The sequence below is a fragment of the Brevundimonas sp. UBA5936 genome (assembly GCA_002430835.1).
Lineage (GTDB): Bacteria > Pseudomonadota > Alphaproteobacteria > Caulobacterales > Caulobacteraceae > Brevundimonas.
Map to the genome: position 1 here is coordinate 83,963 of DJDA01000113.1, position 15,136 is coordinate 99,098.

At 67.0% G+C, this 15,136-nt stretch carries 10 protein-coding genes; 7 read left to right on the plus strand and 3 right to left on the minus strand.

Annotation, left to right across the window (positions count from 1 at the left end; genetic code table 11):
- Genes cobN through B2Y21_RS11330 form a run of 3 tightly spaced genes read left to right on the plus strand, consistent with a single transcriptional unit; the run spans position 1 to position 4,599 of the window.
- Entirely contained in the window at positions 1 to 3,834 is a 3,834-nt protein-coding gene (cobN, locus tag B2Y21_RS11320; protein ID WP_292059827.1) for a cobaltochelatase subunit CobN, read from the plus strand.
- Positions 3,821 to 4,297 (plus strand): MotA/TolQ/ExbB proton channel family protein, encoded by a 477-nt coding sequence (locus B2Y21_RS11325; protein WP_200165203.1) that lies wholly within the window; start codon positions 3,821 to 3,823, stop codon positions 4,295 to 4,297. Before cobN ends, B2Y21_RS11325 begins: the two co-directional genes overlap by 14 nt.
- Complete coding sequence (locus B2Y21_RS11330) at positions 4,297 to 4,599, plus strand: DUF2149 domain-containing protein (RefSeq protein WP_200165204.1); 303 nt, start codon at positions 4,297 to 4,299, stop codon at positions 4,597 to 4,599. Before B2Y21_RS11325 ends, B2Y21_RS11330 begins: the two co-directional genes overlap by 1 nt.
- 144 nt (positions 4,600 to 4,743) lie before the next feature.
- Here B2Y21_RS11330 and B2Y21_RS11335 read toward each other — a convergent pair whose 3' ends face one another.
- Positions 4,744 to 5,925, minus strand: a complete 1,182-nt coding sequence (locus tag B2Y21_RS11335; RefSeq protein WP_200165205.1) for a DUF1624 domain-containing protein — start codon at positions 5,923 to 5,925, stop codon at positions 4,744 to 4,746.
- Between the two features lie 216 nt (positions 5,926 to 6,141).
- Here B2Y21_RS11335 and B2Y21_RS11340 point away from each other — a divergent pair, with 216 nt between their 5' ends.
- Complete coding sequence (locus B2Y21_RS11340; protein WP_292059830.1) at positions 6,142 to 7,338, plus strand: DUF6880 family protein; 1,197 nt, start codon at positions 6,142 to 6,144, stop codon at positions 7,336 to 7,338.
- A 9-nt stretch (positions 7,339 to 7,347) separates the two neighbouring features.
- Here the strand turns inward: B2Y21_RS11340 and B2Y21_RS11345 are convergent, their stop codons facing one another.
- Both B2Y21_RS11345 and dinB read right to left on the minus strand, forming a co-directional pair.
- Positions 7,348 to 7,917: an alpha-ketoglutarate-dependent dioxygenase AlkB gene (locus tag B2Y21_RS11345; RefSeq protein ID WP_292059832.1), complete on the minus strand. Its 570-nt coding sequence runs from the start codon at positions 7,915 to 7,917 to the stop codon at positions 7,348 to 7,350.
- Positions 7,918 to 7,922: 5 nt separating this feature from the next.
- Positions 7,923 to 9,011 carry a DNA polymerase IV gene (gene dinB / locus B2Y21_RS11350; RefSeq protein ID WP_292059835.1) on the minus strand — a complete coding sequence of 363 codons (1,089 nt, stop codon included), beginning with the start codon at positions 9,009 to 9,011 and terminating at the stop codon, positions 7,923 to 7,925.
- Positions 9,012 to 9,185: 174 nt separating this feature from the next.
- Here dinB and B2Y21_RS11355 point away from each other — a divergent pair, with 174 nt between their 5' ends.
- From B2Y21_RS11355 to B2Y21_RS11365, 3 genes are all read left to right on the plus strand, one after another.
- The gene (locus B2Y21_RS11355) at positions 9,186 to 9,887 is read left to right on the plus strand and encodes a glutathione S-transferase (protein ID WP_292059837.1); all 702 of its coding nucleotides are present in this window, start codon (positions 9,186 to 9,188) and stop codon (positions 9,885 to 9,887) included.
- Positions 9,888 to 10,004: 117 nt separating this feature from the next.
- A complete protein-coding gene (locus B2Y21_RS11360; RefSeq protein WP_292059839.1) occupies positions 10,005 to 12,065 on the plus strand; it encodes an AsmA family protein in 2,061 nt (686 codons plus the stop codon).
- Between the two features lie 735 nt (positions 12,066 to 12,800).
- Positions 12,801 to 15,136, plus strand: a 2,336-nt coding sequence (locus tag B2Y21_RS11365; RefSeq protein ID WP_292059840.1) for a TonB-dependent receptor domain-containing protein, incomplete at its 3' end; no start/stop codon positions are given.

Below are 15,136 nucleotides of genomic sequence, written 5' to 3' on the forward strand. Positions count from 1 at the left end.
GTGGCGTTCCTCCTCCGCCTCCTCCTAATCGTCGCTGTCTGCCTGACCCCGGCCCTCCGGGCCGCCGCCCAGGACGCGCCGGGCCCACGCGTGCAGGTGATCGGCAGCGATTTCATCCTGCCCGCCAAGTTCGTGCGCTTGCAGGCCATGGCTGGGGCGGAGGACGTCGCCTTGCGTGGAGCATCCCTCTCCACGCTTGACGATCAACCGGACTGGGCGCAGGCCGACTTCATTCTTCTGGACACGCCGCGTCCCTCCGATGTCGAAGCGGTGCAGGCCGTGATCGGCGACAGGCTCGAGATCGGCGACCGGCCCTGGGTCCGCATCGGCGGCGGCCCGCCGGCCTTCGGCAACCTGTCGCCCGAGGCGGCGCGGCGCATCGCCGGCTACTATGCGGCGGGCGGACAGGAGAATTTCACCCTCCTATTCCGATATCTGAAGCTCCACGCCATGGGCGGCGACGCCGCCGCGCTTCCGCCGCCGCGCCCGCTGGAGCAGGTCGGCTATCATCACCCGAGCCTGGAGGCGCACGACGCCGAAGCTCTCGACGCCTGGCTTGCCGGGCGGCCGGCGCGCGCCCGCGCGGCGATCGTGATGTCGAGTTCACAGGTCGCGGATGGCGACAACGCCGTGATCGACGCCCTGATCGCCGCGCTCGACGCCAGGGGCCTGGAGGGCGTCGGCGTGTGGTTCGACCAACGTCGTCCGCAGGGCCTGACCGAGGCGCTCGCGCCGCTCGCCCCCGATCTGCTCCTCAACACCCAGCATATCGTCGCCGGCGACCCGATCCGCGACCAACTCACCGCGCTCGACATCCCCGCCCTGATGACCTTCTCCTACCGGGAAGGCGGCGTCGAGGCTTGGCGCGCGGCCGATACCGGCCTGCCCAGCCGGTCCGCCGCCGCCCTGATGGCTCCCGCCGAGGCCTGGGGCATGAGCGATCCCATGGTGATTTCGGCTTTCGAGAACGGCGCTCTCGCCCCGATTCCCGAACAGGTCGAAGCCGTCGCCGCCCGCGCCGCCCGCCTCGTCGCCCTTCGCCGCAGGCCCAACGCCGACAAGCGGCTGGCCCTGATGTTCTGGAACCATCCCGGCGGCGAGGCGAACGTCTCGGCCTCGAACCTGAATGTTCCGCGCAGCCTGGAGGCGTTGAGCCTGGATCTGAACGCGGCGGGCTATGCGATTCCGCCGCTTTCCGAAGCCGGCTGGATCGACGCGGCGCGCGCCATACTGGGCGCCTTCTACCGGCATGAGGAACTGGACGGTCTGCGGGAGCGGGAATTGGCCGTGACCCTGCCCGTCGCCCGCTATCGCGCTTGGCTTGACGCCCTGCCCGCCGTCCGGCGTGACGCCGTCCAGGCCCGCTGGGGCGACCCGGCGCGGCATTGGTCGGTGCGGACCATCGACGGCGAGACGGTTTTCGTCATCCCCGCCTTCCGCGACGGCGCCCTGACCGTCTTGCCCCAACCGCCCCGGGCGGCCCGCGTGGGCGAGGCCTATCACGACACCGCCGCACCGCCCGACCATCTGTACCTGGCCGCCTATCTGTGGGTGCGCGACGTCCTGGACGCCGACGCCCTCATCCATCTGGGCACGCATGGGACGCAAGAGTTCCTGCCCGGCAAAGACCGGGGACTGTCGGCGCACGATGACGCCTTCGTCGTGCTGGGCGGCCTGCCGGTCGTCTATCCCTACATCCAGGACAACATCGGCGAGGCCATGCAAGCGAAGCGGCGCGGCCGCGCCGTCACCGTCAGCCATCAAACTCCGCCCTTTTCTCCCGCAGGTCTGAACGACGAACTCAAAACCCTCCACGACCTGATCCATCAGCACCAGCAGTTGGAAGAGGGCGCGGTGCAGGACGCTGTGCGGGAGCAGATTCTCGACCTCGCGGCGCAACGAAGCGTGGACGCCGACATGGGCTGGACGCGATCGACCGCGCGCATCGACTTCGCGGCCTTCCTGAACCAGTTGCACGACTATCTGCATCAGGTCGGCGGCGCGCCCACGCCGCTCGGGCTGCACGTGTTCGGTCGTCCGGCCTCGCCGGATCACCGGCTGACCACCGTCATGCAGCAACTGGGCGCGCCCTACTTCGAGGCGCTTGGCCGGGACGAGCAGGAGGTGCTCGCCAAGGACCAGGTCGCCCTGCACGCCGATCCGGCCTTCCAGACGCTGCAACGTCACCTTCGCGACGGCCTTCCTTCCAGTTCCGTCGCCGATCCCCTTTTGCGCGCCCAGATCGAACGCGCTGAAATCCTCGACCGGCGCCTGGCGGAAACCGGAGAGACAGACGCCCTGCTCAGAGCCCTGTCCGGCCGTTTCGTCCTGCCCGGCGAAGGCGGTGATCCGGTGCGTAACCCCGAAGCCGTCGGCGGCCGAAATCTCTACGCCTTCGCGCCGGACAAAATTCCCGCCCAGGCCGCTTATGACGCCGCTGCCGGGGCCCTGGACAGCCTGCGTCAGGCCTATGCCGAAGAGCACGACGGGCGCCCGCTGACCAAGATGGCCGTCAGCCTGTGGTCGTCCGAATCCGTCCGCACCCTCGGCCTTCCTGAGGGACAGATTCTGCGCGCCCTGGGATTACGGCCCCGCTGGGACGCGGGAGGACGCATCGTCGCGCTCGACATCATACCGGCCGGCGAACTGGGGCGGCCGCGCATCGACGTGGTGGTGCACGCCACCGGCGTCTATCGCGATCAGTTCGACGGCTTCCTGCGCCTGCTGGCCGACGCTGTCGAACGCATCGCCGAACAGAATGAGCCCGGCGATCCCGTCGCGGAGAACAGCCGCGCCGCCGCCGCTCGCCTGGTCGCCGAAGGCCTTTCGACCGATGAGGCCGAGACCCTGGGCCGCGCCCGCATCTTCAGCAATGCGCCCGGCGACTACGGCAGCGGCGTGCCCGACGCCGTGCGCGACGCGGACAGCTGGAATGACGCCGAGGATCTGGCCGATCCCTTCCTGGACCGCCTGGGCTATGTCTATGGCGCGGGACGCTGGGGCCGGAAAGCGCAGCGCGGCGTCTTCGCCGCCCAGCTCGCCGGGGTCCAGGCCGCCGCCCTGTCGCGATCCAGCAACCTGCATGGCGTCCTGTCGACCGACCACCCTTTCGAATACCTGGGCGGCCTGTCGCTGGCGATCCGTCGGGCCGGCGGCGAGGCGCCCTCGCTCTACATCACCGACGCGCGGGCCGGGTCGCCGAGGACGGTCGCCGCTCGCGACTTTCTGGCTGCGGAAATGCGCAGCCGCTACACCAACCGCACCTGGATCCAGGCCATGCAGGCCGAAGGTTATGCCGGGACGCTGGCTGTCGTGGATCTGGCCGACAATCTGTTCGGCTGGCAAGCCACCGCGCCCGGCATGGTCCGGCAGGATCAGTGGCAGGCGCTTCACGATGTCTATGTCCGCGACGAGCGCGGCCTGGGCGTGCGGGAATGGTTCGAAGCCCACAACCCCACGGCCGAGCGACAGATGATCCAGCGCCTGCGCGACGCCGTCGCCAAGGGCTACTGGTCTCCTGACGCGGCGACGCGGCAAGCGCTTGAGGCGCGCCTGGCGCAGATCGACAGTCCTTCGCCCCCCGGAGCGACGACGCATCCCGGCTTCGGCCAGGGAGCGGCTCGCTCAGCGGCCGCCTCGGCCCCGCAGCCTGCCCCGGCGCGCACGCCTTCCGACCTCGTGCGGGGCCAGGTCCTTGAGCCGATCCCGCCGCCCGCCCCTGCCCCGTCCCTTCCCCCGCCGTGGGGCGGCCTGCTGTTTCTCCTCGCCTTCCTGGCGGGCGGCGTCAGCCGTCTCGTCTCCCTCCCTCGAAAGGTCCCTCATGCCCCAGCTTGAAGCCGGCCTCTATCAGGTCTCCAGCCTGTTCCTCGCGCCGGCGCTGATCCTCATCCTGGCCGCCATGGCCTATGCCCTGTTCGCCCTCGGCGCCTTCCTGGTGGAGGCCGGTCAGCGCCGACGCGCCGACTGGCGCAGTCCCCTATGGCGCCGCTGGCGAGCGACCGATGCCGCCAGCGACGATCTGGAACTGATGATCCTCAAGGACCTCGAGGGCCTGCGCATCGTCTCGCGCAGCGCCCCCATGCTGGGCCTTGTCGCCACCATGATCCCCATGGGCCCCGCCCTGCTTGCGCTGGGACGTGGCGACGCCTCGGGCGTAGGCGAGAACATGGTGGTGGCCTTTTCGGGCGTGACCCTGGCCCTGATCGCCGCCAGCATCGCCCACTATGTGCTGACCGTGCGCCGGCGCTGGCTGCTTCAGGACCTGCGCGCCATCGAACGCGCGCGGGAGGCCGGCTGATGCGCTTCCTCGACGAAGAAGACGACGATCCCATCACCGCCGTTGTCAATCTGATCGACCTGTTCGTGGTGATCATCGCCGTCCTGCTCGTGGTTCTGGTTCAGAACCCGCTCAACCCCTTCAACGCACGCGACCTGATGGTGATCGAGAACCCCGGCAAGGCCGACATGCGCATCACCGTGAAGGAGGGCGACGAACTGACCCGCTACGAATCCCAGGGCCGGATCGGCGAAGGCCAGGGCGTCAAGGCGGGCTCAGCCTATCGCCTCCCCGACGGCAGGATGATCTATGTGCCGGAATAGAAGATCGGATCATAAATCCCAGTCCAAAGCCGCCGCTCCATAGGAAAGGCTTCCAGTGCTTGATCTGAACCGCAGCCAAGGGAGGAAAGGGGTATGAATACGCAAGTATCGCCCGGAGCTTTGCCGCGGCAGCGGTCTTTGGGCTCAGAGATACTTCATCCACCATTGCGAGCTGCGGCGCTTGACCCCGCCGAACCAGCGGCAGGCGAACCAGCTGGGAACCGCCACGGCTAAAGCCAGAAGCCAGATCCAGCCGACGCCCGACAGGCTTAAGACCTCGCCCTGATTGGGACCGAACAGCGCCAGCGCGCCCAGATTGAGCAGGTGCAGGCCGTAGAGGTGGATCAGGTAGAAGAACAACGGCGCGCCGCCGAAGACGGCGAGGTGACCGACCAATCTCTGCGGCGCCCGCTCCAGCCCCGCCAGCAACAGACAACCCGCGCCGAGCGTCACAAGAAGGAAGTCAGCCGATGGCGGATACTTGGTCAGATTCAGCACGCTCATCACGGTATGCAGAAGGTCAGACTGCGCAGTCCATGGATGATCGCCATAGAGGTTGATCGTTCTCAGGAGGGCGAACAGCCCCAGCATGACGAGACCCAGCACGACCAGACGACGGCGACGCTGTGCGCCGTTCGCGACGAACCAGGGCCCGATCGCGTAGCCCAGGGCGATGACGCCGATCCAGGGCAACAGCGGATAGGAGGTCCGCGCCTGTCCGCCCCAGGGAAGATCGATATAGCCGCGATCATGGAGCACGGCCCAGACCGCATGGCCGGGCGAGCCGTCGACCACAGTGATCGGGTCCAGCAGATTATGCCCCAGCACGATGATCAGGCCGAGAGCGACAAGCACGCCGCGCGGGAGGTGAACAAGAGCCGCCAGGACGATCATCGACAGGCCGATGACCCAGATGACCTGCAAGAAGATGGTTGTCGGCGTCAGGGAGAAGGTCCAGGCGAAACTGACCAGGGTCAGCTCCAGCACGATCAGGAACAGGCCGCGTTTGAACAGGAAGGCCGAGGCCGCCGGTGCGCCGCCCTTCTTCGAGGCGTAGAGCCAGGCGCTGAGACCGGTCAGGGCCACGAAGACCGGCGCGCACAGGTGCGCCGTCAGTCGGGTGAAGAAGAGCGCCGGAGAGGTCGCCGTCACATCCATCGGGTCCGAGACCTGGGCGTGGATGAAGAAGAACTCTCGCGCATGGTCGACCAGCATCAGCAAGATCACCAGACCGCGCAGGGCGTCTATGGATTCTATGCGCCCCCAGGCGGCGACGGGGCGGCCAGCCGCAGGATGCGCGGCGGCGGGATCGGTTGACATCGACATGCGCGGGCACTAGCCGATATGTAATAACATTACAAACGAAGTCGCTGTGTCCTGCTTTCGAATTGCGCCAATCCGTGTCTTTTGGCGGCGGCTGCGTAAGGCGCGCCTCCCGTCCGACACACAGCGACTGCTGGGTAGCAGGGTGGTGACGAAATCGTCCTTGGCGCCCGTGCTATAGCTGCCCCTCGGACGACCCCACTCATCCCAAAGGACCTCATGGCGCGACAACCCAGGATCTCGACCAGGCTTTCCGCAGCCAACCTCGTCCATCTCGGGGCGCCCCGCCTGGCGGACCTGCTGATCGAGGCCGGCGCCGGGAACGCCAATCTCAAGCGCCGTCTTCGTCTGGAACTGGCGGCCGAGGCCGGCCCCGACCTCCTCGCCCTTGAGATCGGCAAGCGCATCACCGCCGTCTCCGTCGCCCGCACACGTGTGTCCTGGCGCAAGCGCGGCGAACTGATCGACGACCTGAACACGCACCGTGACATGATCTTGGAGCGCCTGGCGCCCGAGGTCCCCGGCGAGGCGCTCGCCGTCCTCATTCGCTGGTTCGACCTCTATCCTGGCTTGGCCGCCCGCGTGAAGGACACCAAGGGGGAACTGCCCGCCGCCTTCGAAGCCGCGTCGCCGGACCTCTTCACCCTCGCCGAAACCGCAGGAGACGAGGCGTTGCGCGACCTGGTCGATGCGCTCCGCCGGCGCCCCCAGGACTATGCGCGCTGGATCTCCGCCGCCGGCGAGGCCCTCGGCCCGCTCACGGCGCGCCGACTTCTGGACGGCCTGGACGTATCGACCCGCAAAACTCCGGCCGGCCGCAACCTGCTGCGTCGCCTCGCGGATCGGGCCGGCGACCTCGATCTATGGCTGTCCCTCGTCACGCCTGAACAGGCCGGATCGCCCGACGTCGCCGCCGACATCGCCCGCCGGCTCATGGAGGTCGGCCGCGCTGCAGAAGCCCGCGCCGCCCTGGAAGCCGCCCTTAGCCCCTCCCCGCTTAACCGTCGCTGGACCTATGGGCGCGACCCGACTGACGGCGCGCCCCGACTGACCCCGGCCTGGGAGGCCGCATCCATCGAGGTGATGGACGCCGAGGGCCATCGCCAGGAAGCCCAGGACCTTCGCTGGCGCCTGTTCGAGCGCGACCTGTCGGCGCCCGTCCTTCGCGACTACCTCTCGCGCCTGGCGGACTTCGACGATGTCGAAGCGCTCGACCAGGCCTTCGTTCACGCCTCGACCCACCCGGACTTCGAAGCGGCCATGCGCCTGCTGATGGACTGGCCCGCCCATCGCGAGGCGGCCGCCCTCGTCCTGGCGCGCCCCCGCGAAGCCCGGCAGGTGCGCCCCGCATCGGCGGACTGGGCCTCGCGCCTGGCCCAGCGCTACCCTGAAGCCGCCGAAATCCTGACGGGTTAGGCCCGACTGTCAGGCCAGGGTCCTGAAGGTGACGGAGTAGCGCAGCGCCGTCATCGGCGAGATGGAATGCTCCCAGTCGCTCCGCGCTTCGCCGGAAAGGCGATAGACGGAGCCCGGCCCCAGCGCCGCTCCGGCGCGACGCCACTTCGACCCCGCCTTGCGACGAAGGCGCATGACGCAGGGCGCAAGGAAGGAGACGCCCAGGATCTTCCCATAGACGGGACGGTCGCGGTGCCAGCCGATCCCGGCGCCGGGCGCATATTCATTGACGAGGGCCTGCACGAACGCCCCCTCATCAAGACTGAGCGGTCCAGCCAGGCGATCCAAAAGCGCTTTAAGGAAATCCGGCCAAGGTTCGGCCGTCTCCAGTCGACGTCGCTCAAGGTCGTAGCGGCGTCCGAAAGCTGCGATCCGTCTGAAGCCCTGATAGCCCATATGCTCATAGGGCTTGAAGCTCAGCTTCTGCAGGTGAGCGACCACCGCCGCCTGTTCGGCCGCCGTGAGGACGTCCGGCCAATAGTCTAAACCTGCAGGCGCGGCTGGCCGCGGGATGTGGCCGAACAGATCGGTCTGGAGCATGGCCGTCACAGCGCCAGTTCGCCCGCCGGCGTCCATGACGGGATTCCAGGCGAAGCCTTCTCCAGATTGGACAGGGTCACGCCGACAAGCCGCACGCCCCTGGTTGGCGGATAGAGGGAGCGCACCAGCAGGCGGGCGATCTCACGCAACCGCGCCTTCGAGGCGACCGGCTCTTTGAAGGACCGACTGCGGGTCGACTGTTGGAAGTTCGCCCATTTGACCTTCACCGTGACGGTCCGGCCGAGCGCCTCCGCCTTTTCGCACCAGGCCCAGACCTCGTCGGCCATCCGATCCACGCCCGCCTCGATCGCTGCGGGATCGACCAGGTCGCTGGCGAAGGTGGTCTCCGAGCCGCTGGACCTGCGCTCGCGGTCCGGATTGACGGGGCGCGGATCCTCCCCGCGCGCCACGCCGTAGTACCAGGCGCCGGATTTGCCGAAATGATGCTGAAGGAAGGCCAAGGACTGACGCTTGAGGTCTGCGCCGGTCTCGATACCCAGGCGGTTCATCTTCTCAGCCGTCACCGGCCCGACGCCGTGGAAACGCTTCACCGGCATGACCTCGACAAAAGCCTCTCCTCGCTCGGGCGGGACCACGAACTGGCCGTTCGGCTTGCGCTGGTCCGAGGCCAACTTGGCCAGGAGCTTATTGTAGGAAATCCCGGCCGAGGCCGTCAGACCGGTCTCCTCGAGGATGCGCGCGCGTATCTCCTCCGCGGTCGCCGACGCCGTCGGCAAGCCCCGGATATTTGCGGTGACGTCGAGGTAAGCCTCGTCGAGGGACAGGGGTTCGATCAGGTTCGTATAGTCGGCGAAGATGGCGTGAATCTGCGCCGAGACGGCGCGATAGACCTCGAACCGGGGCGGCGTGAAGATCAGTTCCGGGCACTTCCGCAAGGCTGTGCTCGACGGCATGGCCGACCGCACGCCGAACTTGCGCGCCTCATAGCTGGCGGCGGCGACCACGCCGCGCGAAGCGGCGTGGCCTACGGCGACGGGACGACTGCGCAAGGCGGGATCGTCCCTCTGCTCCACCGAGGCGAAGAAAGCGTCCATGTCCACGTGGATGATCTTGCGGGTGGGGGCAACGTCCATGGACAACGCCTAGCAAGACTCGAACAAAATGAGAACATTCTTCCGGCAGCATGACGGCTCCAGCCTGAAATGCGCCGTATCGGAAGCGGAACGCGAAAGGGTCGGACCTGTTCTGCAAATTCGCTTGCCCCACCCCCGCTGGCGTTCGCGATCAGCTAAGCGCTGGAGAGCTCCATGAAGGACTTCACCCTCTATTATTGGCCGGTTCCCTTCCGGGGCCAATTCGTTCGCGCCCTTCTCGCCCATGCTGGCAGGACCTGGGCGGAGACGAACGAAGCGGCGATCAGCGCGCTCATGCAGGAGCCGCCAAGGGAGATGCCCGTGCCTTTCATGGGGCCGCCCGTACTGGTCGATCACGCTTCCGGAGCGGCGATCTCCCAGATGCCCGCGATCCTTCTGTATCTGGGAGAGACGCTTGAACTGCTGCCTTCCACGCCAGAGCTGCGCGCCTTGACGATGAAGGTGGTCAATGACGCCAACGACCTCATCGATGAGATCACTCTGGACGGCGGCCGACAGATGTGGACCGAGGCGCGCTGGTCGGGCTTCGCGCCCCGCCTGGAAAAATGGATGGCGTTGTGGGAGGACCTGGGCCGACGCCATGGCCTGACGGCGCATTCCGGCTTCTTGCTGGGTGGAGAAAGACCGGGCGTGGCCGACATCGTCACCGCGACCCTCTGGTCCGCCCTGACCGAGCGCTTCCGCCCTATCGAATTAATGCTTGAAGAAACCGCCACCATCACCGCTGGCCTTGCACGGCGCCTCTCAGGGACGCCAGCCCTGGCCCGCTTGGCGGAGTGGTCGCGCCGCGAATACGGCGACGCCTATTGCGGCGGCGGCATCGAGCAATCCCTGCGTAGAGTTCTGAACGTCTGAGGCGCTCGAACGCGAGAGCCTCGGGGAAACCGGTGGGCGCCTGGACCCGCGCAGGCCGACCCGGCACGTGGCGCCCTTTGCCGGTTGAGGCGTTAATCAGCCTCACCGGAGGCGATCTTGATCGACAGGCCTGGAGCGAAATCAGCGATCGACAGCTTGCGCCAGAGAGGGGAAGCGGCCCTGCGGCGCGCAGGTGACGGCCGCGACGCCATTTGCGCCTATGTGGTCGCTCGGGACCCCGTATGGCTCGCCGTTCGTCGTCCCGGCCGGCCGGAGTTCATCGCGGCGGCGATCACCTTGGGCCTCGTCGCCGCCTTTCTCCTGTTCCTCGTTCTGTTCGACTGGAACTGGGTGCGCGGCCCTATCGGTCGCGCCGCCTCAGCCTCGACCGGCCGGGAGGTGGCTCTGAAAGGGGACCTGGATGTCAGGCTGTTCAGTTGGACGCCCTCGGCGACGGTGCGCGGTCTCAGCGTCGGCGGGCCCACATGGTCTCCCGGGCGCAATACCGCCGAGATCGAACGTCTCGACGTCTCGATACGATTGCGACGGCTGTTTCTGGGCCAGATCGAAGTGGCTTCGCTGACCCTCACCCGCCCGCGGGTCCACCTGGTCGTCGACAGCCAGGGCCGGCGCAGCTGGGACCTGGAGCCGAACCGACCCGATGACGGGCGGGGCGCCAGGCTGCCCGTCATACAGCGCCTGGTCATTCACGACGGTCGGCTGACGTTGAACGAGCAGCGACGCGGCATGACGCTCGACGCCGTGGTCACGGCGCGTGAGGCACGCTCGCCCCAGGATGGAGAGAGCGGCTTCGTGCTCGACGGCAAGGGGACCATGAACGGCGAGCCCCTGACGCTTCGCGTGACGGGGGGTCCCTTCATCAACATTCGCCGCGACCGGCCCTATGCTTTTACGGCTGAATTGGCCGGAGCGAGCTCCAGGCTGAGCGCCGCTGGAGCCGTCACCCGGCCCTTCGACCTGGGTCGTTTCAACGCCAGGCTCGAGCTGCAGGGTCGTGATCTGGCCGACCTCTACCTTCTGACCGGGATTACGACCCCCAACACGCCGCCTTATCGGCTGAGAGGAAGCCTGACTCGCGACGGAGCCCGGTTCCGCTTCGCGGACTTCAGCGGGCAGGTCGGATCGTCGGACCTGTCGGGGACCCTGGAGGTGAACAGGGTCGAAGGGCGCCGCCGCGTCGATGCCGAGCTCGCGTCCCGCGCCCTGGACATCGACGACCTGGCGGCCGTGTTGGGCGCGCGCCCGCAGGTCACGACTGCGGGCACGGTCGCGACCTCGGGCGAGCCCGGCAAACTGCTGCCCGACGCGCCCTTGCGAACAGAACGTCTGCGCGTGATGGACGGAACCCTCGCCTATCGGGCCGCTTCGGTGAAAGCCAACGCCTTCGACATCCGGCAGGTCCGGCTCGGCGCGGATCTGAAAGACGGCGTTTTGAAGCTCGATCCGGTCTCCTTCGCTTTCAAGCACGGCGAACTGAATGGAACCGCGCGGATCGACGCCACGAAGGACACGCCTTACAGCGCCGTCGACTTCCGTCTCAGCGGCTATCCGCTGGAATCCATCATACCCGCACGGGACGGTGCGCCGACCGTGACGGGCCGCGCCCTGGGCCGGGCGAAGCTGGAAGGGCCCGGCGCGTCCATTCATGAACTGGCGGCCCGTTCGGAGGGAAGCCTCAGCCTCGTCGTTCCTCAAGGGCGGATGCGTTCGGCCTTCGCCGAACTGCTGGGGATCAACGTCGGCGCCGGCCTGCGCAAGCTGCTTTCGGGCGATCAGTCCGCTTCGGCCATCCGCTGCGCCGTCGCCGATTTCAAGGTCTCAGACGGCGTCGCTACAGCCCGCACCCTGGTGATCGACACGGATGTGGTCCTGGCCCAGGGATCGGGAACCGTCGACCTGGGGGCCGAGAAGCTGAATCTAAAGATCGACGGCGAAACCAAGAAGCCTCGTCTTCTGCGGGTCTGGGCGCCGATCACCATCACCGGCCCCCTCGCCTCTCCGGATCTCGGCGTGGACCTGTCGGCCGTCGCTACACAGGGCGGCGTCGTCGGCGCCCTGGCCACGCTCGTCAGCCCCATCGCAGCGCTGCTCGGGTTTATCGATCCCGGCCTGGCGGAAGACGCGGACTGCGGCTCCCTAATCGCCAGCGCGCGATAACCCTATGGTCCGGAAACGCCCTCGCGCGATCCGGCCGCGTGGGGCGGCGGGCGGGAGGCGCTGCACACGCCCAGGGCCGTCAGAGGCCGTAACAGGTTCAAGCGCCTAGCTTTGCCGCTATCCCGCGCTCAGGCGGACCTGCATCCGCTCTTGAAGGGGATTGTCACTGCCGCACGACATTCAAATTATAGGCGCTTTCTCCGGCTTCGTTGCGAACGACTTCCTGATGAAGACGCCAACCAACATAGGAAAAAACCACCCACGCATGACGAATACCGTTTTGCATATTGGATTATTGTTTCATTTTTTTCACAAAATGATTCTTTCTATTTCTCATTGAGCCTTCGGCGCCCATTTCGAAGATGGCGCAGTTTTTCGACGTCGGCGTGAATTTCATTCCGCTCCACGAACAATAACCGAAGCTCCTGCTCCCGCCTCAGTGGTAGCGATTCAGGAGTCGGCTAAGCGCCGACAGACGCTTGCAGGGGCCGCGGCCCCCGATCTTGGGAGGGATTGAGGCTTGCGGACCACGACAGGGGTGAAGGCTGCCTTCAGGCGGGCGCGCGCGGTCTGCGCCGCTGCTGACGGGAGCGTCGATCCAGCTGACGACGCAGGCCAGGCGGTGCTCACGAACGCTACGCTCGATCCGTCCCGTCGCGGCGCGTCAGGCTGGAGAACCATCGCCGCGATGGGACTCAGGGCGCAAATTCAAATCAAAAAACGAGGGGTGATCCGATGAGACTGTCTGCGTATCTGAAGACCGGGACGATAATCGCCGGTCTGGCCGTCACAGCCGCCGCCCAGCCTGGCTGGGCTCAATCCGAAGCGCCGGCCGCCGAGCCGGAAGCCAGCGCCGTCGCCGATATCGTGGTGACCGGCTCGCGTATCCGACGCCCGAACGTCGAGGCCTCGACTCCGGTCAACGTCGTCGACGCCCAGGAGATCGAGAACATCGGCGTCACCAACCTGATCGACGCCATGGCGCGCCAGCCGCAGGTCGGCCTCGGCGCATCGGCCTCCAGCACCACCAATACGGTGGCCGGACAGGGCCTGGCGACGCTGAACCTGCGCAACCTGGGCGCCAGCCGCACCCTGGTGCTGGTGAACGGACGACGCCATGTGGCGGGGTCGAGCGGCACCAGCGCGGTGGACGTCAACACCATCTCCAAGACCACGATCGCGCGCGTCGATACGGTGACGGGCGGGTCGTCGGCTGTCTATGGCGCCGACGCCGTGGCCGGGGTGGTCAACTTCATCACCAAGCAGGACTTCGACGGCATCGCCGCCCAGGCCCAGTACGGCTCGGCCGACGGCCCGAACACCTACTACGGCTCGGTGGCCGTCGGACGGAACTTCAACGACGGTCGCACCAACATCATGGCCGCCGCCACCTACGACAAGACAGAGGGACTGTACCGGCACGAGCGCGACTACGCCATGAGCGGTCTGGCCTATATCCCGAACCCGGACAAGAAGAGCCCGGACGACGGCCTGCCGTCCTTCATTACCGCGCGGGACGTCTACACCAACATCACCAACGACTCCTTCACCCCGGTGATCGTCACGCCGATCGGCTCGAACGCGGCCTACAGCCTGACCTTCACTGAGGACGGCCGGCTGGTTCCCTTCGATCGCGGCCAGATCGTCGTCGACGGCGCCGGGCGGCCGCAGAAGGTCTCCATAGGCGGCGACGGCTTCAAGTTCCGCGAAGACGCCCTGCGCACTCCAGTCGAGCGCTATGGGGGCGAGCTGCAGCTGCGCCATCAGTTCCAGCCTTCCGGCGACTTCATCAGCGAACTGAACCTGTTCGCCGAGGGCAAGTATTTCCACACCGAGGCAAACAGCCAGCGCGAGAACGGCACTTTCGCAGGCGACGTCGCGGGCACGGCCACTGGCAACGCCTACCGCATCCAGGCGGACAACGCCTTCCTGCCGGCGGAGCTGCGCGCGATGCTGACGGCCGCGGGGGTGGAGGAATTCGACATCACCCGCAACGACCGGGATTTCGGCATCCGCACCTATGAGAGCGTCTATGACACCACCCGTTTCGTGGCCGGGTTCGACGGCGCCTTCAGCAACGGCTGGCGGTTCGAGACCTACGTCAACTACGGCCAGACCGAGTCCCAGTTCACCAACTTCGACCGACTGCAGAGGGAGTTCTACGAGTCGATCGACGCCATCGAAATGAACGGGCAGATCGTCTGCGCTGACGCGGACGCGCGGGCCCGAGGCTGTAAGCCGCTGAACCTGTTCGGGGCGGGCATCGCCTCCCAGGAAGCGATCGATTACTCCTACATCTACACCGTCCGGGACGACGTGACCCGTCAGTGGAACGCCGTGGCCAGCGTCAACGGCGAACTGTTCTCCCATCCGTCTCTGTTCAGCGGAACCAGCCTGCCGGTCGCCTTCGCTGCGGGCGTGGAATGGCGCAAGGAATACGCCCGCTCCGTACCGGACCTGCGCTCGCAACAGGGGCTGATCTTCCAGAACGCCCAGCAGATCACCGAGGGCCGCTATGAATCCAAGGAGATCTTCGGCGAGATCAATGTGCCGCTGCTGGCCGATGTCCCGTTCGTGCAATATTTGGATCTGACAGCGGCCTATCGCTACCAGGACTACACCACCACGGGCGGCGACAGCAGCTACGGCGTCGGCCTGGAATGGACAGTCGACCGCAACATCCGCTTCCGCGGCAACTTCGCCAAGGCGGTGCGGGCGCCCAATATCAACGAACTGTTCGGTGGCGGCAGCGAAGGCTACAGCCAGATCGAGGACCCGTGCGACGCCACGCGGGTGAACCTGGGCAACTTCTCCTCCAACCGCCGGGCGAACTGCGCGGCCCTGGGCCTGTCGCCCGACTTCGTCCAGTCCACCGCCACGCGGCCGGTGGTCAGCCAGGGCAATCCCGACCTGGCGCCTGAAGAGGGCGAGACCCTGACCCTGGGCGTCGTCCTGACGCCGTCCTTCCTGCCAGGGCTGGCGGTGACCATCGACCACTACGACATCAAGATGAGCGACGTGATCGCCTCGCTCGGATGGCGGAACATCATCAACAACTGCGTCGACAGCCC